Genomic DNA, 22865 nt, shown 5'->3' with positions numbered 1-22865 from the left:
TCCTACCACGCTTTTATAGATATTTCTACTGTAAGCGTTCGGTTTCCCTGCCCCGTTCCGGTTCTTTTTCCAGTCTTAAAATACTGTCTATGTTCTGTTTGATAACGTCGTATTCCTTGACCTGTTTTTTCAGCTTGCCATAATCAGTGTAAAGGGCTTCTTTCTGCGCTTGGAGCTTCCCGTATTCTTCCTGCATGGCGGCAAGATTGGGGAGCTTGGTAACGCCCGCCGCTTTCAATGCCTTTGCCGCCGCTTCATGGAGTATCAGACTGCTTTCCTGCTTTGCCCGGTATGTGTCCTTATCCTTTGCCCTGCGGTATGCTTCATAGACGGTTTTTGTTTTTTGGTAGGTGGTAACGTGCTTCATCAGCACCGCCATGTCTGCAAGACGTTTCTCCACGCTCTTTAATGCGTCTGCTGTCTTTTCATTTTCCGCATTTATTTCTTCAATCCGGCTGACTAAATCCGCGTACTGCTCAATCTTGTGTTCTGTCAAGAAATTCATAGTTTTTGCAGCCAGTTTCAGATTATGGATTTTCGCCCACTGTTCATAGCCCCGGCTCTCTTGTGCCTTGATACTACTTTCAATGTCGATAAGCAGCGATACGCCGCGCTGCTCTTTGGGAGCTTTCGCTGCCTTTGTGTGCTTGCCTGCAATCCGTTCTTTGATTGCTTCCTCTGTATAATCTGCACCGAGGGTTTTTATGCGGGTAAAGCGTTCCTGTCCGGGAGCGCGGCAGGAGATATATTTTCCCGGCTTTATCTCATAGCCCGCCGCCTGTAACCGCTGCAATAATTCTTCAAAACTTGCTACTTGGGGGATAAGTGTATCAACGGCAATTTTTAGCTTGCCTTTCCAACTTGTTCCCGTCTTTTCCGCTTGATATTCTGCATAGCTTTTTCCCTTACTGCCTTTACCCGGAATGACAACGGACAGCCCGTTTTCCCTGCACAGCTTATCACTTATGTTCCGTATGCCGTAGTAACTGCGCTTATTGGAATTGTACTTATGGTAGTCAACAAAGTTGACCGCACAAAAAATGATATGGTTATGGATATGCCCTTTGTCTATGTGGGTAGTCAAGACGTATTCATGCTGTCCCTTTGTTACCGCGTCGGCAAGCTGTTTTCCGATTGTGTGGGCTTTCTCACAGTCCACCTCTCCCGGTTCAAACGATTGTATCAGATGAAAGGCTAAGTTGTTCCCTTTCTGCCGAGCCTGCGACAAAGTATATTCAAACTCAATATCTGCCGTTTCATAGCTGCACCCAAAGGAGGACACAAGCGTTTTCCCGTCTGTCTTATCCGGGTTTTGGATATAATCAAGGGCTTTGCTCAACGTGCTTTTAATAGGCTTAATCTTTGTAACCGCCATATCTCCGCAAGCACCCCCCTTTATTTCCTCTATGTCCTCTTGGTAGACGCTGCCTGTCGCATTGACACGCTTTGCAATCTGATTGACGTTGACCCCGATTTTCTGTATCTCCGCTGTCATGGCTTTTATGTCGCTATGGTCTGTCTGAATGATATACCCGTCAATGGCAATCTTGCGAAGATACGCCGCCATATTTTGGGTAGGGACGAGCTTCATTTTCTGTTCAATCAATGCCCGTTCTTCCTCTGTTACATAGAATTTGATTTGTACTTTTCTTTTGCGTCCGTTCATGCAATCGTTCCTTTCCATTCCGAGGGTTTGGGACACTTCCCAACAAGCAATTTTTAACCGACGCACCGCAGGGCGGGAGGGCGAAAATACGGAAAAGGGTACTCTTTTCCTATGCTTGCTAAGAAAGTTTTTTATCTTTTATGTCCTTATTTCCCTCTACGGAGAAAAAACCATTTTGCCGAACTTATGCAAAAGAAAAACGCTGCAATCTCAAAAAAGATTACAACGCTTCCGAAAATCCATATTCAATTTTGCCGGACGTTTCTATTTGTCCTCTTTTTCGACTTCTGAAATTTCCTTTGCGGTTGCTGTTACAATCCGTATGCCGTTATCACTCATATCATCAAGCAGAGCGTCGAGCTGCCGCCGCTTTGTATCTTTTCCGACGGGCGTATCTAAAAGAAACTGGTCTACGGATATATTGTAACGGAGCATAAGCTCAAAAAAGATTTGCAGACTGGGGTGCTGTCCTTTATTCTCAATATTCGCAAGGTAGCGAGGGGAAATATACATTTCATCACTTACCTGTTTGCGGCTTTCCTTGCGTCCTGTCCGCGCAGCTTTTATCGCTTCTCCAAAGGCTTTGAAGTCATATTTTTCTACTGGTCTTTTTGCCATATTTATTCACCCAGTTACATTTTACTGTTCCCCTTTCTTCTTGGATATGTCTATACAGTTCCACTAATTAGCCATAATAATTCATATTTATATACTTGCTATTATTCGTATGTCCGACTATAATTATACTGATATGATTTGTAGAAAGGACTTGGGTGTTATGGAATATATGTCTTGCCCCGAAGCAGCGAAGAAATGGGGAATTTCTGAAAGGCGGGTACAGGTACTTTGCAGAGAAAACCGCATACCGGGTGTTTCAAAACTTGGATATATGTGGCTGATACCAAAGGACGCTGAAAAACCGATTGACGGGAGAACAAAACGAGGAAAGGAGCTGCACCATGAATAAAGTTTTGATTATAGATGATGATAAAGAGCTTTGCGCTCTTATGAAAAAGTGCATAGAGCAGGAAAAATTATCAGCCGTAACTGTATATAACGGTATTGAGGGGGTTCGTCTAATTGATGAAAATAAAGATAGCTATTCCCTTATTATTTTGGACGTAATGCTGCCGGATATAGACGGGTTTCAGATTCTCCAAAAAATTAGAGATACAAGCAATATCCCGGTGCTTATGCTTACTGCAAAAAGCAGCGAAGAAGATAAGGTTTTCGGTCTGCGACTGGGAGCAGACGACTACTTGACAAAGCCATTTGGTATTAACGAGCTTTTGGCGCGTGTCAATTCCCTTATCCGGCGATATACCACCTTAAACCCCTTTACGGCAGACATAGACAGCATATCGTTGAAAGATATGGTAATTGACAAATTAAATCGTACAGTTACGGTCAAAGATATTCCCGTTTTGCTTACAGGAAAAGAATTTGATTTACTTCTCTTTCTTGCTTCCAACAAAGGACGAGTATTTACCAAAAAACAAATTTATTCACAGGTATGGGAGGAAGAATACGCTTTTGATGATAGCAATATTATGTCTTTTATTAGCAAATTAAGGAAAAAGATTGAGCCAGACCCCGACCACCCCTTTTACATTTTAACTGTCCGGGGTGTCGGCTACCGTTTTAACAAGGAGGCGTAACATGGATATAAATGTTTATCTTTTCATAGTGATAGCCCTTATGCTGCTTATTATTATGTATCTCCTTTTTGTCTTACGGCGTGTGCGGACACAGCTTGCGCTGATAAAAGACGCCTTAGATGATATAAAGGGCGGGAATTTGAACCGACGTATTTTAGCAGGCGAAAACGATATGACAAAAACAATTTGCTATGACATTAACAAAATAGCAGTAAACAGTCAGGCGCAGCTTATACGGCAAAGACAATCTGAACAGGCATATAAACGGCTGATGACAAGTCTTTCACATGATGTAAAGACCCCGCTTGCTTCTCTTGTAGGTTATCTGGAAGCGGTTGAAAACAAAATTGTTATTGGAGAGGAAAAGGACGAATATATCCATGTCGCACATGAAAAAGCCCACTATATGAAATCCTTTGTGGAAAATTTGTTTGAATGGGTAAAACTGGATTCCGGAGAGCAGATTTTTCATTTTGAAAAATTTGACCTTAACGAGTTATCCCGCAACATTATAGCGGATTGGATTCCCGTCTTAGAAAGCAATCATTTTGAATATGAGTTTGTCATACCCGAAACAGAGTATTTTATTCACATAGATGTAAACGCATATACCCGCGTACTTAACAATCTTTTTCAAAATATTATTATCCATAGTGCGGGAGATAAAATGGCACTGCATATTTGTGAAGATATACAACAAGCTAAAATTATAATTTCAGATAATGGAAAAGGAATAGCTCCCGATAAGCTGCCACATATTTTTGAAAGAATGTACCAGTGCGACCAGTCGCGGTCTGCAAAGGGAAATGGTTTAGGACTGGCGATTGCTAAAGAGCTTATCAGTGTTCACAAAGGAACCATTACCGCTGAAAACAGCTCTGATAAAGGGACTGTATTTACTATATTGCTTCCCAAAGCCCTGTAAATAATGCGGGGCTTTCCTGCTATAAAACAAGAAAAAAGCAAGGTTTCGGCAAGGTTATGGCAAGGTTGATACTATATAATGGGAGGTAGAAAGGAGGAAAAGACAATGACTATCATTTCTACTGAAATGCTGAAATGGAAACGCAATAAGACAGTCTTAGGTATCTTTATTCTAACTGCAATTTTAGGAATATTCGCAGTTGAACGTGCTTTCAGTATATCAAGAAGTAGCTCACTAATGAATAGTTTTAGTGATTTATACACATTGGCATTTAAGAACCTTACAAGTTTGTTTCTGCCTATTGTGTTGAGTATGTTTGCAACCACATTGTTCTTTGATGAACAGAAAAATGATACCTTAAAAGGACTTCTGATTATTCCGATTTCCAAAACGCAACTTTATTTTTCAAAGATAGCAGTGGTAATTTTTATGTCATTAGCACTATGTCTGCTTACTTTTGCAATCTGTATTCTTGGCGGCTTTCTTGCAGGCGGCTTTACAGATTTGAATACGGAAACAATTTTACAGGCGGGATTATTATTTTTAGCCGGTGGCGTGTTAGTTCCACTTGCAATGCTCCCCGTTATTTTTTTAGCAACATTGGCAAAGGGATATGTTCTACCGATTGGGGCTGCATTACTTTATCTTGTGCCTGTCGTGCTTATTCCGTCGGGGATTATGGGACTGCACCCACTGGCGAGTGTTATGGGAATTTATCCCTATATTTCATCTGACGCAGCAGAAATGGTTAAGAAATGGGCGGGAGGAATAGAAATAACTATATCTCCGAATATCTGTTTAATTTCTCTTTTGGTAATTGGAAGTATTTCAGCCATTGTTTCCGTACTTGCATTGCGGAAACAGACCTATTGAAAGTGAGGATATATGATGAATAAATATGTAATTGAAACAAAACAACTGACAAAAACTTATGGAGAGCAAACGGTAGTCAATTCTGTTAATATTCATGTGAAACAAGGACAGATATATGGGCTGTTGGGGCGTAATGGGGCGGGTAAAACCACAATTATGAAAATGATTTTGGGGTTGACCGATATTACTTCCGGCGAAGTAGACGTATTCGGTCAAAATATCAAAGGGAGGGAAAAAAGAGTATATCCCCGGATTGGTGCTATTATTGAAACACCCGGCTTTTATCCGAATTTAACAGGTACGGAAAACTTGGAGATATTTGCAAAACTGCGCGGTACTGCTGCGCCAAATGCAGTAAAAAACGCCTTGGAGATTGTCGGTCTGCCTTATCGGGACAAAAAATTGTTTAGCAAGTATTCTCTTGGAATGAAGCAGCGTCTTGGAATAGCAAATGCTATTTTACATGACCCTGAACTGCTAATCTTAGATGAACCCACAAACGGTCTTGACCCGATAGGCATTGCAGAAGTAAGGGACTTTATTAAGACTTTAAGTATCGAGCGCGGAAAAACAATTCTCATTTCCAGTCATATTCTGTCCGAAATTGCACTACTGGCTGATGACATCGGCATTATTGACCATGGTGTACTACTGGAAGAAAACAGCATGAATGAGCTACAAAAGAAAAACAGTAAGTATATACTTCTGCAAGTTTCTGATATACCGAAAACTTCTCTTGTTTTGGAAAGGCAGTTTGGGGTTACCGAATATTCCGTACAGGACGAACACACCCTGCGGATTTATGACACTTCGTTGGATATGGCTGCTGTCAATAAAGCTCTTGTGGTACAGGATATAGCTGTTATCAGTTCTCAGCTATGCAATGATACATTAGAGGACTATTTCAAAAAAATCACAGGAGGAGAAGGAATTGCTTAGGCTGATACAGGCAGAGTTTCTTAAACTGCGTCGAAAAAAATTTATTGTGTTAATGCTGTTATCCGCTCTTTTCATGCCACTTCTTGCAGTTTTTTATTTCAGAAGTGCTGATAAAACAGTTATTGAACCATTACAATTTTATAAGTGGACTACATTCAGCTATACAGCTTGGATTATACTTCCTGTTGTATTGGGTTTGGTTTCTACTATGCTCATGTATGACGAAAATCAAAACGATATGCTCAAACAGTTGTGGATTATACCGATTAGCAAGACAGGATATTTTTTTAGCAAATTTATTGTTGTACTGTCTTATTCCGTTTGTTTTATGTTGCTTACAGCCATAGCGTCTGTATTTTTCGGTATGCTTCCCGGTTATATAACCTTTGAATGGAATAGTATCAGTTATCTATTTAAGAAATGTATTGAAATCGCCATACTTACCGCATTTTCCATATTACCACTTTTAGCGGTTGCAGCTGCCGGGAAGAACTATATACTCCCTGTATGTGTGACACTGGTTTACACCTTTCTTAGCTTTATTTTGCTTATGGTTAATATGTACCTACACCCTCTATCCAGTGCAACAGCAATTATCATGCGAGATATTCCCGGTGTTATTTTGGCACAGGAAGTCAATATTCCGGCTGCACTTTTTTGTATCGGTATATGGACTATTGTTTCTATCGTATTTGCGTACATTTCCTTAAAGCATAGAAAGTGAGTGATTGAATGATGAAAGAATTGATTTGGGCAGAACATCAAAAACTCCGACGTTCAAAAATTGTGTTGGTCGCCATATTCGCAGTTATTATGGTTGCAATTATTGTTTTTACTCAAGGGCAGTTTTCTTTTGGGGAAAAACGCTATATAGATGACGCAGGGTGGTTTATGAACGCAGCACAGTCTTTAGCAACTTTTTTTGTTCTTCCTGCGGTTATTGCACTTTTGGGAAGCTATATGATTTGTCGTGAGGAACAAGAAGATACTATTAAATCATTACGTTTAATTCCAATAAGTGAAGCTAAAATGACGATTGCAAAATTACTTATTACTTTTGCATTTAGCGTACTCTTTTATTTGCTGCTTTTCGGCATTACATTTTTAGTTGAAGTTATTTTGCATTTTAGGGGCTTGTCTATCAAAATGATTTTAAGTTTTTTCAAAATCTATTTACTTGACGGCATTGGGATTTTCTTTGCTATTGCACCTGTTATTGCGGTTGTATCAAGAATAAAGAAAGGCTATTGGCTTGCTTTGATTTTTACAGTAATTTATTCTTTTGCAGGATTATTCACAAGTATATCCGATGTTCTTTCGGCTTGCTATCCTATTACTGCTACATTCAATATTTCCGGCTATTATTCTGCCACCTTTGGAGAAATCATTATTAGCCTTATGAGTTTGTTCTTTTGTGGATTGTTTTCTGTCTTGATTTTAATATCTAAAAAAACAATCAAAAATAAGTAATGATACAACCAACATCTGCCGGACGACGGCAAAGAAAAAAAGCCGTCGCAGAGCAGCCATATTTTCACGCGCCTATTCTATTTCGGCGGCTTTGATTTTCAGAGCCGCCGTTTCTTTTTGTCTGTACGACGACCCTTAACCATGTAGACATGGCGGCTTTAGGAGGTAGCCGCCATGAGTTATAAACCACATCAACAAATTCTTACATTCTTTGATTTATCAAAAAAAGCCCGACCGCCACCGGGGATATTCCTACCCTTAGATATGAACTATTAAATCATCTAAATACTTTTTATTATTCCTATGCGCCTGTCCGCGTTTTTTTGCGGACGGGCGCATTTTGTATGCTTAAAAAAATTTTTGAAAAAATTTCCGAAAATATTTGGCATTTTTTCAAAGCTCCGTATTACCCCGCGAAAAGGGGGAAGCACCACCAACTTTCAACGAGAAAGGAGGTGAGAATGTGGAACCTAATAGCAGGGAGTTTTATAAGCAATGTTCTTTTCAGAAGTATTGCAATGCGGTATTGCACAATGAAGCGTGCGACGCTCATAGAGAGCTTCGTACACATAAGGCAAAGGAAGTAACCTTTTCCGACATGACCTTAGATGAAGCGCGACAGCTACATACCTTTGATGAATATTTCAAACGGGAAACTGCTGAAACCGTCTTTGAAAAAGCCGGAAAGAAAATCACGCCGAAGCTGCTTCTTGAAGCAATCCGTACTTTGCCGGAAGAAAAGCGCAAAGCCATATTGCTGTATTATTTCGAGGGAATGAGCGATACAGAAATTGCAGAGTTGCTCAATACACCGAGAAGCACAATACAGTACAGGCGGACAAGCTCTTTTGAACAATTAAGAAAATATTTGGAGGAAAATGCTGATGAATGGGACGAATGGTAATCAACCTGGCTACCCGGAAAATGCCCTTGTTCCTTATCCTGTCATTGTGGCAGCGACAAAGGGCGACCCGGACGCTATGAAAATGGTCTTGCAGCATTTCAGCGGTTATATAGCCCGTTTATCCATGCGAAAGTTATATGACGAGCGTGGAAATGTTTATTTTGGTATAGACAACGACATTCGGGAACGGCTGCAAGCCAAACTGATGATGGCTGTCCTCAATTTTAGAACAGAGAAATAACCGCAATCGGCGGTGGAACGTCTTTACTCCCCCTTTTCCGTTCCGCTGCTAATGCGGCAACACAGCCATTTTGAACCTTGACAAAGAAAGCGGCGCAATAGAACGGCGACGCAGCATAAGGCAAATCGGATACGTTCCTTTTGTGCCGAGCCATACGGCGGGTGCGCCATGACCTTTCTCCTACGGGAAAAGCGAGCGAACAACACCACCGCTGCAAAGCAAGTGTAGCAACTTGCGGGCGATAACGCACAGAATACATAATGATACTTCCTTACAGCCATAGTCCGAGCGTTAGAAGCGTCGCAGGCAATGGGTAGGGCTTCGGCAGACCGCCGGAGGGGTGCAAGTCCCATGAGGTTACGCTAATAGCCGTCCGATTAAAGCCTATGTTACAAATTGACTTTTGACCCATTTAGAAAGGGGGACGACAAATTGAACAATAACGACGTGCCGATTTGGGAAAAGTACACTCTTACCATAGAAGAAGCCGCAAAATATTTCCGTATCGGAGAAAGCAAGCTGCGGAAACTGGCAGAAGAAAATCCCGTCCCGGACTGGGTAATGATGAACGGAAACCGTATTCAGATTAAGCGTAAGCAGTTTGAAAAAATGATTGATACGGTGGACGCAATCTGATAGTGAAATCGAGCCTTGAATGTGGTACAATGTAGTCAAGCATATCAAGGCTCTTTCCATTATGGAAAGGAGCATAACGATGTCGGAAAAAAGACGGGATAATAAAAATCGTATTCTCCGCACCGGAGAGAGCCAGAGAAAAGACGGGAGATATGCCTACAAATATATAGATACCTTTGGAAAACCGCAGTTTGTGTATTCTTGGAAGTTAGTACCTACGGACAAAACCCCGGCAGGAAAACGCGACGATATAGCGTTGAGGGAAAAAGAGAAAGAAATCCAAAAAGACCTTGACGACGGTATCGACCATATCGGAAAGAAAATGACGGTCTGCCAACTCTACGCAAAGCAGATACGCCACCGGGCAAATGTGCGGCATGGTACAAAGCAGGGGCGAAAACAGCTCATGCGGATTTTGCAGGAGGATAAACTTGGAGCCTGCCGGATTGAAAATGTGAAGCTCTCCGACGCAAAGGAATGGGCATTACGCATGAAAGAAAAAGGTTACGGCTTCAAGACTATCAACAACCACAAGCGTTCCTTAAAGGCTGCTTTTTACACAGCCATACAGGACGATTGTATTCGTAAAAATCCATTTGACTTCCAGTTGAACACAGTCCTTGAAGATGATACGGAACCAAAGGAACCTCTATCCCCTACGCAGGAAGCGGCTTTTCTGTCCTTTGTGCAGCATGATAAAGTCTATCAGAAATACTACGACGAGATTATCATACTGTTAGGGACAGGGCTTCGCATTTCGGAACTCTGCGGACTGACGGAAGCTGACATTGACTTAGACAAACAGCTTATCAATGTAGACCACCAACTTTTGAAGATTGCAGACGTGGGTTACTATGTGGAAACGCCTAAGACGAAAAGCGGCAATCGGGTTATTCCTATGAGTGAAAAAGTGTTGGAAGCATTTCAACGGGTGCTGAACAAACGGAAATATGCACAGCCTGTTATTTTAGAGGGCTACACAAAGTTTCTGTTTCTTAACCGGAACGGCTTGCCAAAAGTGGCAGTCAACTATGAAAGTATGTTCCGGGGGCTTGTAAGGAAATACACAAAAACGCAAAAGGTAGCATTGCCAAAGGTAATGACACCGCACACCTTACGCCACACATTCTGCACCACGTTAGCAAATGCAGGAATGAACCCAAAGGCATTGCAGTACATCATGGGACATTCCAACATCAATATGACGCTGAACTATTACGCGCATACGACTTCCGAAACGTCGATAACAGAAATGAAGCGGCTGATTGCATAAGTAGTAAACGGAGAATTTACTACTCCACATACTACTTTTGAACACCAAAACATACGGGGATATAAGAAGATTTGAGAATATCTTCCATAACAAAAAATGCCGGAAAAGCCTGTAACAATAGGCTATACCGGCATATAAGAACTTTTGAAAAGATAGTCAAAAATTACTTTGTGATTTATAAGAAAAGTGAAACAAAATAGAAAGAAAAATTTCAAAAAATGATGGTATCATAAGAGACAATAAGGAGGAGACACAAATGAATCATTATTTTGTACAGACCTACACCTGGAATCCCTGGAGAAATCTGGCCGTGGAGAAGTATCTGGCAGACAAAATCGAGCCCGGCGACGTGGTGCTCTATCTCTGGCAGAACGACCATACGGTAGTCATCGGACGGAATCAGAACGCGATTCGGGAATGCAAGGCCCAGCTTCTGGAGGAGGAGGGTGGCTTCCTGGCCAGACGCACCACCGGCGGCGGAGCCGTTTACCACGATCTGGGCAACCTGAACTTTACCTTCCTGGCCGCCCCGGAGCGTTACGATCTGGAGAAGCAGCTGAAGGTCATCCAGTCCGCCTGCCGAAAATTCGGCATCGAGACACAGTTTTCCGGCCGCAACGACATCATTACCCAGGACGGCTTCAAGTTCTCCGGAAACGCGTTTTCCAAGAATTCCCATTGCAATATCCAGCATGGAACCCTGATGGTGAATGTGGATGTAAGCCAGCTGGGCAGATATCTGACTCCGTCCAAGGAAAAAATGAAGGCGAAGGGCGTCAAATCCGTACAGTCCCGGGTCTGCAACCTGAAGGATCTGAACCCGGAGATTACCACAGACGCGCTGCGGGCAGCCCTGAAGGAAAGCTTTGCGGAGGCCTATGGTGATTTCGTGGAGCTGGATCCGGCTATTTTCGAAAATGGGGAAGTGCAGGAGACGTACAACCTTTATTCCTCCTGGGACTGGAAATTCGGAAAATCCCCCGAGTGTGAGACCTCTTACAGCAAGCGCTTCGACTGGGGCGAGCTGGAGGTGTGGCTGCGCCTGAAAAATATGCATATCGAGGAGATCAAAATCTATTCGGATATGCTGGACGTGGAATTCCCGGCAAAGCTGGAAAAGCTGCTTCTGGGCCGCCGTTACGACATGGAGGATCTGGATGTGGAGCGGGATGCTGCGGATTTTACTCCGGAGCAGAGGGAAAAAGTGACAGAAGTGTGCCAGTGGCTGGCTCATTGTTCTTAAGAAATGCTTAAATTTCCCATAGACGAAAAAAAATGCTTTCCTTTTTGGAATTTCTTGTATATAATATAAGTTACGCAAATAGGTGCTTTACAGGAAGCATGAATAACTGCTTATAAATGTGTAAGACTGATAGTATAGAAGAAATTGGATCCGGAAAGATTCGGTGAGAAAGGGGAATTTGAAAAATGGCAGGAACAGATATCGGAATTGACCTGGGTACAGCCAGTATCCTTGTATATATAAATGGAAAGGGCGTCGTTTTAAAAGAGCCGTCCGTAGTAGCCTTTGACCGCGATACCAATAAGATTCGCGCGATTGGAGAGGAAGCCAGACTGATGCTGGGAAGAACCCCCGGCAACATCGTAGCGGTACGTCCGCTGCGTCAGGGCGTTATCTCCGACTATACCGTAACAGAGAAGATGCTGAAGTACTTCATCCAGAAGGCTACAGGCAAGCGTTCTTTCCGCAGACCGCGTATCGCAGTGTGCGTACCCAGCGGCGTGACCGAGGTAGAGAAGAAGGCAGTAGAGGACGCTACCTATCAGGCAGGCGCCCGCGAGGTTCTGATCATCGAGGAGCCCATTGCGGCAGCCATCGGAGCCGGCATTGATATTTCCCGTCCCTGCGGCAATATGATCGTAGACATCGGAGGCGGTACCAGCGACATCGCTGTTATCTCCCTGGGCGGCGCGGTAGTCAGCACTTCCGTGAAGATCGCGGGAGACGATTTCGACGAGGCCATCGTCCGTTACATGCGGAAAAAGCACAATCTTCTGATCGGTGAGCGCACTGCAGAGGATATCAAGATTAAGGTAGGTACCTGCTATCCCCGGGCTGAAGTGGATCGCATGAGCGTTCGCGGACGGAACCTGGTGACAGGTCTGCCGAAGTCTGTAGAGGTGACCTCTGAGGACTGCGAGGAGGCGCTTCGTGAGTCTACCATGCAGATCGTAGAGGCTGTCCACAGTGTGCTGGAGAAGACTCCGCCCGAGCTGGCAGCAGATATCGCGGACAGAGGAATCGTACTGACCGGAGGCGGAGCCCTGCTTCGCGGACTGGAGGAGCTGCTGGAGGAGAAGACCGGCATCAATACCATGACGGCTGAGGACGCCATGAAGTGTGTCGCTATCGGAACCGGTAAATTCGTAGAGTTCATGGCCGGCAACCGGGACGAGTAAATCTTATTTTTACAAATGAGGGGCATGACGGAGCTTTATCTGTCATGCCCATTTTTATAGAAATATATCTTCATACGAAGGAGAATTATGAAGCTTGAGGGGTATGTAGAGCACATCATCTACAGAAACGCGGAAAATGGATATTCGGTTCTGAATCTGGTATCCGACGAGGATGAAATCACAGTCGTCGGAATCTTTTCCTATATCAGTGAGGGTGAGCTGGTGGAGCTGGAGGGCGATTATACGGAGCATCCCATGTACGGCCAGCAGTTCAAGTCGGAGCGCTTCGAGGTGAAGACGCCAAAGGACGCCCTGGCCATGGAGCGCTATCTGGCCAGCGGAGCGGTGAAGGGCGTCGGCGCTGCGCTGGCGGCCCGGATTGTCCGAAGGTTTGGGGCGAAAACCTTTGAAATCATGGAGCGTGAGCCGGAGCGTCTGGCGGAGGTCAAGGGCATCAGTGAGCGGAAGGCCCGGGAGATCGCCGAACAGATGGAGGAAAAACGGGATCTCCGGGACGCCATGGTTTTTTTGCAGGAGTATGGCATCTCCATGAATTTAGCTGTAAAGATTTACCAGCAGTATGGGCAGGAGATTTATCGTATGATAAAGGAGAATCCCTACCGACTGGCAGACGATATCGCGGGCGTGGGCTTTCGGACCGCGGATGAGATCGCGAAACGGGTCGGCATCCGGGAGGACTCGGATTTTCGGATCCGAAGCGGCATCCTGTATACACTTTTGAACGCTTCGGCGGAGGGCCATACCTGTATTCCGGAGACCATGCTGTTAAATCGGACAGTGGAGCTTCTGGGCGTGCCGCCGGAATCGGTGGAGCGCCATGTGTCGGACCTCAGCATTGACCGGAAGCTCATAAAGAAGACCCTGCCGGACAGCCGGGGACAGGAGACGGTCTTCGTCTATGCGGCTTCTTATTATTACGCGGAGCTCAGCATCGCGGCCATGCTGTATCACTTGAATCTGTCCATGGATGAGACCGACGCGGTGATTGAAACGCGGCTTTCGAAGATCGAGAAAGCCACGAAGACCACCCTGGACGAACACCAGCGGGAAGCGGTGGCGGCAGCAGTGCAAAATGGCCTGCTGATCCTGACCGGAGGTCCCGGTACCGGAAAAACCACCACCATCAACGCCATGATTCATTATTTTGAGGCGGAGAACCTGGATATTTTTCTGGCCGCTCCCACCGGGCGGGCGGCCAAGCGGATGACCGAGGCCACAGGCTGTCAGGCTCAGACCATCCACCGGATGCTGGAGCTGTCCGGCGGTCCGGAGAACGCAGGCGTGGGCCGGGCTATGTTTGCCCGGAATGAGGAGAATCCCCTGGAGGCAGATGTGATCATCATCGATGAGATGTCCATGGTGGATCTGCATCTGATGCAGGCGCTGTTAAAGGCGGTAGTGCCGGGCACCAGACTGATTCTGGTGGGCGATGTGAACCAGCTTCCCAGCGTGGGGCCGGGCAGCATCCTGCAGGATATGATCCGCTCGGAGGCCTTTCCGGTGGTGCGGCTGACCAAGATCTTCCGCCAGGCGGCGGAGAGCGACATCATTGTGAACGCCCATAAGATCAACCGGGGTGAGCAGGTGACCCTGGACAATAAGAGCCGGGATTTCTTCTTTCTGCAAAGACAGGATCCGAACATCATTTTGCGGGTGGTGCTGGCTCTGGTACAGGAGAAGATGCCCCGCTATGTGGGCGCGGAGATTTCGGATATCCAGGTATTGACCCCCATGCGGAAAGGGGCTCTCGGTGTAGAAAACCTGAACCGGGTGCTGCAGCGCTATCTGAATCCCGAGGATAAGGACAAGACGGAGATTCCCTTCGGCCACGTGACCCAAGCGGAGGACGGCGGCGCCGGAAAAGGGATTCTGCGGGTGGGCGACAAGGTCATGCAGATCCGCAACAATTACCAGCTGGAGTGGGAGGTCCGCAACCGCTACGGCATTGCCATCGATAAGGGCGTGGGCGTATTCAACGGCGACATGGGAATCGTCCGTACCATCAATACCTTCGCGGAGGAAGTTACCGTGGAATTTGATGAAGGGCGTATGGCCTCCTACCCGTTCAAACAGCTGGACGAGCTGGAACTGGCCTACGCGATTACCGTACATAAGTCCCAGGGAAGCGAGTACCCGGCGGTGGTGATCCCATTGCTCAGTGGCCCCCGCCCCCTGATGAACCGAAACCTTTTGTATACGGCGGTGACCCGGGCCAGATCCTGCGTGACTCTGGTGGGCAGCGCCTCCACCTTCCAGGCGATGATTGAAAATGGTACGGAACAGAAGCGCTACACGGGTCTTTGCGAAACTATCAAATCTTATATATCCTCGCAGATGTCCGATCTGTGATGAACTCACAGGCCGATATGATCGATTGATCTGCGAAAACTGCCGGATGCTCCCGCGCCCGGCAGAAGAGCCGGTCTGCATGAAATGCGGGAAACCGCTTTCAGAGACAGAGACGGAATATTGTCCGGATTGCATGCGGCGGGAGCATGGATTCGAAAAGGGCCGGGCAGCCTTTGTCTACGATCAGCTTATGCGGGCTTCTATCAGCCGCTTCAAGTATCATAACCGCAGGGAATACGCGGATTTCTACGCGGAGGAGCTGCTGCGGCGCTTCGGGCGCACCCTTCGTTCCTGGCAGCCGGACGCGCTGATTCCCGTTCCGATTCACAAAAGCCGGATGCGAAAAAGAGGCTTTAACCAGGCGGCACTGGTGGCGGACCGCATCGGGGAGCGGCTTGGAATCCCGGTGGAAAAAGAGGTGCTTCTGCGGGTAAAAAAGACGAAGCCCCAGAAAAATCTAAGTGACGCCGGGCGGCGGGAGAATCTGAAAAATGCTTTTCAAGTCTGTGGGAATGCGGTAAAATTAAAGAGAGCGGTGCTGATAGACGACATCTACACCACCGGAAGCACCCTGGACGCGGCGGCAGCAGTTCTCCGGGAGGCCGGGGTCGAAAAAGTGTATTTTTTAAGCATATGTATTGGAAGAGGCTTTTAAATATGCTATACTGAGTTAGATTCGAATTGAATAATAAGGGGTACTTATGCTAAACGAAGAAAAAATCAGGCTTATGACAAAAGCAGCAGCCTTCGAATCAGGCGAGGGAAAGAAAGCGCTGGAAATGAACCGGTTCTATAAGGGCGACTATATCAGTCTGCATCTGATAGGCGCGTGGTTCTCCTACACGGTGGCTTTCTGTCTGTGTGTGAGTCTCTGGGCCTTTTATAAAATGGAATATCTGATGACGAACCTTCATAAGATGGATCTGGCTGCGATGGGAAAAGGCCTTGCGCTGCTGTATCTGAGCCTTCTGGGGGTATATCTGATTATCCAATATCTGACATATCATAACCGGTATCAGGAAAACCGGAAAAAGCTGGCGGCCTACAATCATATCCTGAAGCGGATATCGGACATCTACCAGTCCGAAGGCGGCGGAACTACGGCAGAAGGAGCGGAAAGACATGAAAACCTTACTGGAAATTAGAGAAAAAGCGAAATTATTTCTGAGCAAATATGATATCTATCTTTATCCGGTGTTGAAGTTCATACTGGCGCTGGTGGCCTTTCTGTTGATCAACAGTCATGTGGGCTTTATGAAGAAGCTGGATAATCCGGGCATTTCCCTGGTGCTGGCGCTTCTGTGTTCCTTCCTGCCGGTCAATGTGACGGCGGTGTTCGGAGCGATTCTGATTCTGCTTCACACCTATGCCCTTTCCATCGAAGTGTTTGCCATCACCTTCGTGGTATTCGCGGTGATGTTTCTGCTGTTCTTCCGGACAGCGCCCAAGTACGGCTATCTGCTGCTTCTGACGCCCATTGCCTTTGTGGTGAAGATTCCCTACGTCGTACCGCTGGCCATGGGACTGACAGCGACGCCCACGGCGGCAGTGCCGGTGGCCTGTGGCACGGTGGTCTACTTCCTGCTCCACTATCTGGGCATGAACACAGCTATGCTGGGCGGTACCCAGAACGGAACTGTGACTGAGAAGATTACCTATCTTCTGGATAATGTACTGAATAATAAGGAAATGCTTCTGACCGTGGTGGCTTTTGCACTGACCATCGTGGTGGTCTATATGATTCGCCGGATGTCGGTGGATCACGCGTGGACCATTGCCATCGTGGCCGGAGCTGTGACAGATGTGATCGTGCTTCTGGCCGGCAGCCTGGTACTGGGAATTTCTCCCAGACTGATTGCGGTGATTGTCGGCAGCCTGGTATCCGCGGTGCTGGCATTTATCCTGCAGCTTGTGGTATTCAGCCTGGATTACACCAGGACGGAATATGTACAGTTTGAAGATGACGAGTATTATTATTATGTAAAGGCGGTGCCGAAGATCAGCATCACCGTTTCGGAGAAGAAAGTGAAAAAGATCAATACACACAAGAAGACTTCTTCCGGAAGAAAGAAAAGCAGTTCGCCGAGACGGTAAGCTACGCCGCGGCAGAGAGGATGTGAAAACGTGCACAGTTCAATCTGGAACTTCATCAATCAATATGTATCCTTTAATACCATCCACTGGAATGATCTGCTGGATGTGATTATACTGTCTTTTCTGCTGTATGAAATCATGGTGTGGATCAAGAAGACCAGGGCCTGGGTGCTTCTGAAGGGCTTTGCAGTGCTTCTGGTTTTCATCTTCGTGGCCTGGGCTTTCCGCCTGAATACGATCCTGTGGCTGGGTAAGAACATCTTCAGCCTGGGAATTACCGCTCTGGTGATCGTATTCCAGCCAGAGCTTCGAAAGGCGCTGGAGCAGCTGGGACGCCAGAATATCATCAGCTCGGTGTTCAACTTCGACAGTTCGAAGGAGACGGAGGCCAGATTCAGTGACAAGACGGTCAATGAGCTGGTAAAAGCAGTCTTTGAGATGGCCAAGGTAAAGACCGGCGCATTGATTGTCATAGAGAAGAAGACGCCGCTGAACGAGTATGAGCGGACCGGCATTACGCTGGATTCTGTGATTACCAGTCAGCTTCTGATTAATATCTTTGAAAAAAATACGCCGCTGCATGACGGCGCGGTGATTATCCGCGGCGACCGGATCGTGTCGGCTACCTGCTATCTGCCGCTGTCCGACAACCTGTTCCTGAGCAAGGAGCTGGGAACCCGGCACCGGGCGGCTGTGGGAATCAGCGAGGTGACCGATTCCCTGACCATCGTGGTGTCTGAGGAGACCGGAGCCGTGTCAGTGGCCATGGAAGGCGATATCAAGCGCAATCTGACTCAGGACGATCTCCGGGCCCAGCTGGTGGCAGCACAGGATAAGGCCCAGGATACGGGCAGATTCAGATTATGGAAAGGACGGGTGAAAAAGCATGAAGAAAATGCTGACAAATAACCTGACGCTCAAGCTCCTTTCCGTGGTTGCGGCCATTATGCTCTGGCTGGTTGTCATGAATATTGACGATCCCTATACATACAGGGATTTTTCACCGGTTCAGGTCACCATGCTCAATGAAAATGTAGTTACCGATCAGGGAAAGGTATATAAGATCGAGGATGGAAGCGACGTCATCAGCCTGCGGGTCTGGGGAAAGAAATCCATTCTCCGGGATCTGAATATCGAAGATTTCACGGCGACAGCCGATATGCAGAAGAGTATCAAGTACAACGACCTGGTAGGTATCGAGGTCAGCTGCAGCAATAAGAATATCCGGACTGCGGATATCAATATGAGCCGCGAAAATGTGGTAATCAGCGTGGAAGACGCGGCATCCGAGCAGTTTAACGTGGTGGTGAAGCAGAACGGCAAGGTGGCGGACGGCTACATGATCGGCGCAGCCCTTCCGGAACAGAGCCTGATTCAGATCAACGGCCCGGCTTCTGTGATTGCGAAGATCAAGCGGGTGGAGGTGGAGATCAAGACCACCGGCGTCAACTCCGACCGGACGATCCACGGCAAGCTGAACGTGCTGAACAGCGACGGCGAGGCAGTGGATACCACCTATCTGGAATACACCGGAAAGACGGACGGCATGGATGTGACCATCACCATGCTCCGTACCAAAACCGTGTCCCTGACCATCGGACATACGGGCACACCGGCGGACGGCTACAACCTGGGAACCATTTCCTACAAGCCGGAGACGGTGAAGATAGCGGGATCTTCGGAAAAGATCAGCCAGGTAACAGCCATTGCAATTCCGGATGAAGCCCTGAATATCGACGGCCTGACGGAGAGCACGCAGCAGACCCTGGATATTACCCAGTATCTGCCGGATGGCATCCGGCTGGCGGACGAGGCAGATGCGACTGTGGCCGTCAGCGTGGAGATTGAGAAGAACCAGGAGAAGACCCTGGAGATTCCGGTGGGCAGGATCGGCGTGCAGAATGTGCCCAAAGGCTATGAGGTGGACTTCGGTGACACAGAGACCGTGGAGATCTCCGTCAGCGCTCCCGTGGCGGAGCTGGAAAGCCTGAAGGCGGACGATGTGGCCCTGTCTCTGAACCTGGAAGAATATTCCAAAGCCGGAAGCTATACGGCGGCTTTGAGCGTGACGTTTCCGGACAGTACATACAGTCTGGTGCAGGAGACGGAGGTGGCTTTTGAGCTGGTGAAAGCCGGCAGCACATCTTCGGAGAAAGATAAGAACACGGGCAGCTCCGACAGTACGGATAGCAGCGGCAGTACCACGGGCAGCTCCGGAAGCAGCACGGCCGGGAACAGCAATAGCAGCACCGGAACCGGTACGACCGGCACGGGAAGCGGCAGCGACAGTACCGGCAGCAATACCACAGGTAACAACACCGCAGAGTCCTCAGGCAGCAGCAGTACAGCCGGGGACACAGTGGGAGAGAATAAAAAAAGCGACACCAAAACAGAGTAGAACGGGAGGCAGACAGCATGGTAAGTCAAAAAGTAACGATCACCAATCCGACAGGATTACATTTACGTCCGGCAGGCATCCTCTGCAAGACAGCAATGCAGTTCCGCTCGGCAGTGACCTTCACCTTCGGTCACACGACGGCCAACGCGAAGAGTGTCTTAAGCGTACTGGGAGCCTGCGTGAAATCCGGCGATGAGATCGAGTTTCACTGCGAGGGCGCGGACGAAAAAGAAGCTCTGACCGCAATGGTAGAGGCTGTGGAGAGTGGACTTGGAGAATAGGAGAAAATGGGCAGTAGGGTATGCAGTACTCTGCATACTCTATTTTGCCGTGTCTGTCCTTATGCCCCATGACAGACTGGAATCGAGGGGACTGGAAGGAATTGGAAAGCCTTCCCTGAAACTGAAGACGGAAGCAATTACAGATAAGACAGAGCTGAGATTTGAATACCTGACGGATGCCCAGGCGTTAAGCCAGCTTTCTTTTTATTTTACGGCAGACGGCGGGGTGCTGACCCGTGGCGAGATTGAGATCGCGGCCTATGATTCCGATACGCAGGAACTGCTGGCGGACGCGGTCTATGATCTGAAGGATCTGGGAGCCGAGGGCTTCTGGGGTGTGGATTTTGAAAATGAGCCGGTGAATCAGGCGATTACGGTGGTGATTACCGGAAAAAATATAGAGGAAGGTCCCTATATCTGGCTCAACACAGAGACGGAGACGGCGGGAACCTCCTACGAGGACGGACAGGCGCTGGAGAAGAATCTGATTTTCAACGCGGTATACCGGACTCAGGTACATTATGTGAAAAAGCCGTTTCTGACCACGCTGATGCTGGCGCTGCTGGGAGCCATGTTTTTCCTGGTGGCAGGCGGGACAGAGAAGGAAGAGACCGGACAACGGGCTTCGGCCCGCAGGGAGAAGCTGGCGAAGCTTTCGGAGACCGCAAAGAGATTCTTCCGGCGATATCAGAAGCTTCTGGGGCTCGGGCTGCTGCTCTTTATCACGGCGCTTCTGTTCCTATACGTGTACGACGTACAGATCCGGAAAGCCATGAACAGCACCCACCGGGAAGTGGTCATGAAGGACAACCATGAGCTGCTGCCCGTGACTGCTGATACGCAGGATCTGACCCAGTATTACACTACAGAGGAGAACCAGCTGGTGGGTCTCGGCGTCCGGATGGATCTGGGCGTGGATTTCACAGGTGAGGGTACGATTCACGCGGAGGTCTACGATGTGACAGAGGCGGCCGCGTCCGGCGAGGACGCCGACTTATCGACCCGGGGAACGCTGCTCTGCGCGGCGGATATCAATGGGGCAGGGCTGCTGGACGGCCAGTATATGGGCCTGATTTTCGACAAGTCCCAGACGGATAGTAAGGGACACACCTATGAGGTGAAGCTGCATTTCTCAGAAGAGCTTCTGGATTCCGGCCTGTCCGTGATTGTGACGCCGGAGGGCTATTATGAGGACAATGCGCTGTACGTGAACGGCGTGGAAAGTACGAGACGCCTCAGCATGAACGCGCACACCTATTTTAACCTGTTCCTGAAGAAATATTTCTTTGGCATGTTCCTTTTTGCGGAAATCATGTGCGCAGGCTTTTATTATCTGGTCTTTATCCGGAAGACGAGAATCGAGCGGGTCTTTCTCTTCACGATTCTCTGCCTGGGCGTGCTGTATAATTTCCTGATTACGCCCTATATGACGCCGGACGAGTCTTATCATATCGACATGACCTACCGACAGTCCAATACCCTTCTGGGGATTGAATCCGCCGGAGAAAACAAGTGCTATAAGCGGGCGGACGACGCGGAGCTGACCTTCACATCCGAGCCTAGTCTGGAAAATTATAAGAATATCTATGACGGCCTGTTTACGATGGTGCAGGACGACCGTCTGGTGGAGGCGGACGCCACCTCTGTGACGGACGCGCCGATGGTGGTGTATCTGCCGGCCATCCTGGGCATGAGCCTGGCGCGGCTTTTGCATCTGGGAACGGTGCCGATGCTGCTGTTGGCCCGGTGGTGCAGCCTTCTGTTCTTTGCCCTGATGACGTATTTCGGCATGAAGAAGCTGCCCTTCGGAAAGATTACCCTGTTCCTGCTGGCGATTCTGCCCATGAATCTGCAGCAGTGTACCTCCTTCTCCTATGACGCGGTGATTACAGGCGTGATTTTCCTGTTTATCTGCTATTGCATCGCGCTGGCTTACCGGGAAGAACCGGCGAAGCCGGGAGAAATCCTGGTGATGGGTATCTTAAGCATCGTGATGATCTACGGAAAGAGCGGCGTCTATCTGCCGCTGGCGCTGCTGGCCCTTCTGATCCCGGCGAAGCAGTTCGGCGGAAGAGGAAAGCGGGGCTTCTGTATCCTGTGCCTGTGTCTGCTGCCGGTGCTGGCGTTCCTGAATAAGAACGCCGTGGCGGTCAATTACATCGCGACCACCACAGAGGCCACGGCCACCGTGGGTTCTTCCACGACCTCCGCTTACACGCTGGGCTATTTCCTGTCCCAGCCGCTGGAGCTGATTCGTGTGATGGCCAATACCGTGGCGGATAAGATCTCCTTTTACCTGATGTCCCTGGTGGGACAGAAGATGGGCTGGGTGGAAATTGAGATATCGGAAGTGATTCCCATGCTGTTCTGGCTGCTGCTGGTGCTGTCGGCCATGCGGCAGAAGGACGAGCCCCAGTATGTGCGGATCGGCCAGAAATGGTGGATTGCTTTGGTCTGCGCGGCCTGCGCGGGCGTGATTCTGGCGGGCATGCTGCTGACCTGGACGCCCCGGGATCACATTTCCATCGAGGGCGTGCAGGGACGTTATTTCATCCCCTTTATGCCGGCCCTGATGCTGTTGCTTCGGAACGGCCGCCTGACCTGGAAGGGTTCTGCGAAAAAGGGCCTGATGTACGCGGGCCTGGTGGGACAGCTTCTGACGGTCATCTACCTGATTAAAGCGGTGTTGATTCTGTAGGAAACAGCACAGCGCTCT

At 48.0% G+C, this 22865-nt stretch carries 23 protein-coding genes and 1 pseudogene; 22 read left to right on the top strand and 2 right to left on the bottom strand.

What is annotated here, in order from left to right; all coding sequences use genetic code 11:
- Nucleotides 1–25 precede the first annotated feature (25 nt).
- On the bottom strand, nt 26–1666 hold the full coding sequence (locus tag OCV63_RS12380; protein WP_262670850.1) for a relaxase/mobilization nuclease domain-containing protein: 1641 nt from the start codon (nt 1664–1666) through the stop codon (nt 26–28).
- A 264-nt stretch (nt 1667–1930) separates the two neighbouring features.
- Nucleotides 1931–2284: a helix-turn-helix domain-containing protein gene (locus tag OCV63_RS12375; RefSeq protein WP_005933802.1), complete on the bottom strand. Its 354-nt coding sequence runs from the start codon at nt 2282–2284 to the stop codon at nt 1931–1933.
- A gap of 160 nt (nt 2285–2444) precedes the next feature.
- On the opposite strand from OCV63_RS12375, the gene OCV63_RS12370 reads away from it, so the two are divergent.
- The 22 genes and pseudogenes from OCV63_RS12370 to OCV63_RS12265 all read left to right on the top strand — a co-directional run bounded on the left by OCV63_RS12370 (nt 2445) and on the right by OCV63_RS12265 (nt 22847).
- Nucleotides 2445–2633, top strand: a complete 189-nt coding sequence (locus OCV63_RS12370; RefSeq protein ID WP_025578756.1) for a helix-turn-helix domain-containing protein — start codon at nt 2445–2447, stop codon at nt 2631–2633.
- On the top strand, nt 2626–3324 hold the full coding sequence (locus tag OCV63_RS12365) for a response regulator transcription factor (protein ID WP_005933804.1): 699 nt from the start codon (nt 2626–2628) through the stop codon (nt 3322–3324). The genes OCV63_RS12370 and OCV63_RS12365 overlap by 8 nt, the downstream gene beginning before the upstream one ends.
- 1 nt (nt 3325) lies before the next feature.
- Complete coding sequence (locus OCV63_RS12360; RefSeq protein ID WP_025578755.1) at nt 3326–4249, top strand: sensor histidine kinase; 924 nt, start codon at nt 3326–3328, stop codon at nt 4247–4249.
- 105 nt (nt 4250–4354) lie between these two features.
- Nucleotides 4355–5122 carry an ABC transporter permease gene (locus tag OCV63_RS12355; RefSeq protein ID WP_021421428.1) on the top strand — a complete coding sequence of 256 codons (768 nt, stop codon included), beginning with the start codon at nt 4355–4357 and terminating at the stop codon, nt 5120–5122.
- 15 nt (nt 5123–5137) lie between these two features.
- Nucleotides 5138–6061, top strand: a complete 924-nt coding sequence (locus OCV63_RS12350) for an ABC transporter ATP-binding protein (RefSeq protein WP_021421427.1) — start codon at nt 5138–5140, stop codon at nt 6059–6061.
- Nucleotides 6054–6785, top strand: a complete 732-nt coding sequence (locus OCV63_RS12345; RefSeq protein WP_021421426.1) for an ABC transporter permease — start codon at nt 6054–6056, stop codon at nt 6783–6785. Before OCV63_RS12350 ends, OCV63_RS12345 begins: the two co-directional genes overlap by 8 nt.
- Before the next feature lie 8 nt (nt 6786–6793).
- Nucleotides 6794–7531, top strand: coding sequence for an ABC transporter permease (locus OCV63_RS12340; RefSeq protein WP_005933814.1), 738 nt, complete (start codon nt 6794–6796; stop codon nt 7529–7531).
- Nucleotides 7532–7994: 463 nt separating this feature from the next.
- Nucleotides 7995–8435 (top strand): RNA polymerase sigma factor, encoded by a 441-nt coding sequence (locus OCV63_RS12335; RefSeq protein WP_021421424.1) that lies wholly within the window; start codon nt 7995–7997, stop codon nt 8433–8435.
- Nucleotides 8416–8676 carry a helix-turn-helix domain-containing protein gene (locus OCV63_RS12330; protein WP_005933821.1) on the top strand — a complete coding sequence of 87 codons (261 nt, stop codon included), beginning with the start codon at nt 8416–8418 and terminating at the stop codon, nt 8674–8676. Before OCV63_RS12335 ends, OCV63_RS12330 begins: the two co-directional genes overlap by 20 nt.
- A gap of 432 nt (nt 8677–9108) precedes the next feature.
- A complete protein-coding gene (locus OCV63_RS12325; RefSeq protein WP_009905235.1) occupies nt 9109–9312 on the top strand; it encodes an excisionase in 204 nt (67 codons plus the stop codon).
- A 79-nt stretch (nt 9313–9391) separates the two neighbouring features.
- A complete protein-coding gene (locus tag OCV63_RS12320) occupies nt 9392–10585 on the top strand; it encodes a site-specific integrase (RefSeq protein ID WP_022398882.1) in 1194 nt (397 codons plus the stop codon).
- Between the two features lie 256 nt (nt 10586–10841).
- Nucleotides 10842–11828 carry a lipoate--protein ligase gene (locus tag OCV63_RS12315; RefSeq protein ID WP_158364295.1) on the top strand — a complete coding sequence of 329 codons (987 nt, stop codon included), beginning with the start codon at nt 10842–10844 and terminating at the stop codon, nt 11826–11828.
- Between the two features lie 185 nt (nt 11829–12013).
- Nucleotides 12014–13006 (top strand): rod shape-determining protein, encoded by a 993-nt coding sequence (gene mreB, locus OCV63_RS12310; RefSeq protein WP_158364293.1) that lies wholly within the window; start codon nt 12014–12016, stop codon nt 13004–13006.
- An 87-nt stretch (nt 13007–13093) separates the two neighbouring features.
- Entirely contained in the window at nt 13094–15376 is a 2283-nt protein-coding gene (recD2, locus tag OCV63_RS12305) for an SF1B family DNA helicase RecD2 (protein ID WP_158364291.1), read from the top strand.
- Nucleotides 15348–15452: pseudogene (locus OCV63_RS17645) on the top strand (double zinc ribbon domain-containing protein); the annotation flags it as partial. The gene recD2 and the pseudogene OCV63_RS17645, both read left to right, overlap by 29 nt.
- Before the next feature lie 3 nt (nt 15453–15455).
- Nucleotides 15456–16031 carry a ComF family protein gene (locus tag OCV63_RS12295; RefSeq protein WP_262670851.1) on the top strand — a complete coding sequence of 192 codons (576 nt, stop codon included), beginning with the start codon at nt 15456–15458 and terminating at the stop codon, nt 16029–16031.
- Nucleotides 16032–16077: 46 nt separating this feature from the next.
- Entirely contained in the window at nt 16078–16521 is a 444-nt protein-coding gene (locus tag OCV63_RS12290; RefSeq protein ID WP_262670849.1) for a hypothetical protein, read from the top strand.
- The gene (locus OCV63_RS12285; protein ID WP_158364285.1) at nt 16499–17470 is read left to right on the top strand and encodes a hypothetical protein; all 972 of its coding nucleotides are present in this window, start codon (nt 16499–16501) and stop codon (nt 17468–17470) included. The genes OCV63_RS12290 and OCV63_RS12285 overlap by 23 nt, the downstream gene beginning before the upstream one ends.
- A 30-nt stretch (nt 17471–17500) precedes the next feature.
- Nucleotides 17501–18379, top strand: a complete 879-nt coding sequence (cdaA, locus tag OCV63_RS12280; protein WP_158364283.1) for a diadenylate cyclase CdaA — start codon at nt 17501–17503, stop codon at nt 18377–18379.
- A complete protein-coding gene (locus OCV63_RS12275) occupies nt 18357–19868 on the top strand; it encodes a CdaR family protein (RefSeq protein ID WP_158364281.1) in 1512 nt (503 codons plus the stop codon). The genes cdaA and OCV63_RS12275 overlap by 23 nt, the downstream gene beginning before the upstream one ends.
- A 17-nt stretch (nt 19869–19885) precedes the next feature.
- Complete coding sequence (locus OCV63_RS12270; protein ID WP_158364279.1) at nt 19886–20149, top strand: HPr family phosphocarrier protein; 264 nt, start codon at nt 19886–19888, stop codon at nt 20147–20149.
- A complete protein-coding gene (locus OCV63_RS12265) occupies nt 20139–22847 on the top strand; it encodes a DUF2142 domain-containing protein (RefSeq protein WP_158364277.1) in 2709 nt (902 codons plus the stop codon). The genes OCV63_RS12270 and OCV63_RS12265 overlap by 11 nt, the downstream gene beginning before the upstream one ends.
- The last annotated feature ends 18 nt before the right edge of the window (nt 22848–22865 follow it).

Origin of the sequence: Laedolimicola ammoniilytica, from assembly GCF_025567165.1 — a bacterium.
Taxonomy (GTDB): Bacteria; Bacillota; Clostridia; order Lachnospirales; family Lachnospiraceae; genus Laedolimicola; species Laedolimicola ammoniilytica.
Note: the sequence above shows the minus strand (reverse complement) of the source record. Positions and strands in the feature narration are given on the sequence as shown.

Excerpts from the sequence above, each read along its gene's own strand:
- OCV63_RS12295 (WP_262670851.1), top strand. The coding sequence starts at position 15,456 with ATGAAATGCGGGAAACCGCTTTCAGAGACAGAGACGGAATATTGTCCG.
- OCV63_RS12380 (WP_262670850.1), bottom strand. The coding sequence starts at position 1,666 with ATGAACGGACGCAAAAGAAAAGTACAAATCAAATTCTATGTAACAGAG.
- OCV63_RS12275 (WP_158364281.1), top strand. The coding sequence starts at position 18,357 with ATGAAGAAAATGCTGACAAATAACCTGACGCTCAAGCTCCTTTCCGTG.
- OCV63_RS12285 (WP_158364285.1), top strand. The coding sequence starts at position 16,499 with ATGAAAACCTTACTGGAAATTAGAGAAAAAGCGAAATTATTTCTGAGC.
- OCV63_RS12355 (WP_021421428.1), top strand. The coding sequence starts at position 4,355 with ATGACTATCATTTCTACTGAAATGCTGAAATGGAAACGCAATAAGACA.
- OCV63_RS12270 (WP_158364279.1), top strand. The coding sequence starts at position 19,886 with ATGGTAAGTCAAAAAGTAACGATCACCAATCCGACAGGATTACATTTA.
- OCV63_RS12360 (WP_025578755.1), top strand. The coding sequence starts at position 3,326 with ATGGATATAAATGTTTATCTTTTCATAGTGATAGCCCTTATGCTGCTT.
- OCV63_RS12330 (WP_005933821.1), top strand. The coding sequence starts at position 8,416 with ATGAATGGGACGAATGGTAATCAACCTGGCTACCCGGAAAATGCCCTT.
- mreB (WP_158364293.1), top strand. The coding sequence starts at position 12,014 with ATGGCAGGAACAGATATCGGAATTGACCTGGGTACAGCCAGTATCCTT.
- OCV63_RS12290 (WP_262670849.1), top strand. The coding sequence starts at position 16,078 with ATGCTAAACGAAGAAAAAATCAGGCTTATGACAAAAGCAGCAGCCTTC.
- OCV63_RS12350 (WP_021421427.1), top strand. The coding sequence starts at position 5,138 with ATGAATAAATATGTAATTGAAACAAAACAACTGACAAAAACTTATGGA.
- OCV63_RS12320 (WP_022398882.1), top strand. The coding sequence starts at position 9,392 with ATGTCGGAAAAAAGACGGGATAATAAAAATCGTATTCTCCGCACCGGA.
- OCV63_RS12315 (WP_158364295.1), top strand. The coding sequence starts at position 10,842 with ATGAATCATTATTTTGTACAGACCTACACCTGGAATCCCTGGAGAAAT.
- OCV63_RS12365 (WP_005933804.1), top strand. The coding sequence starts at position 2,626 with ATGAATAAAGTTTTGATTATAGATGATGATAAAGAGCTTTGCGCTCTT.
- OCV63_RS12370 (WP_025578756.1), top strand. The coding sequence starts at position 2,445 with ATGGAATATATGTCTTGCCCCGAAGCAGCGAAGAAATGGGGAATTTCT.
- recD2 (WP_158364291.1), top strand. The coding sequence starts at position 13,094 with ATGAAGCTTGAGGGGTATGTAGAGCACATCATCTACAGAAACGCGGAA.
- OCV63_RS12375 (WP_005933802.1), bottom strand. The coding sequence starts at position 2,284 with ATGGCAAAAAGACCAGTAGAAAAATATGACTTCAAAGCCTTTGGAGAA.
- OCV63_RS12340 (WP_005933814.1), top strand. The coding sequence starts at position 6,794 with ATGATGAAAGAATTGATTTGGGCAGAACATCAAAAACTCCGACGTTCA.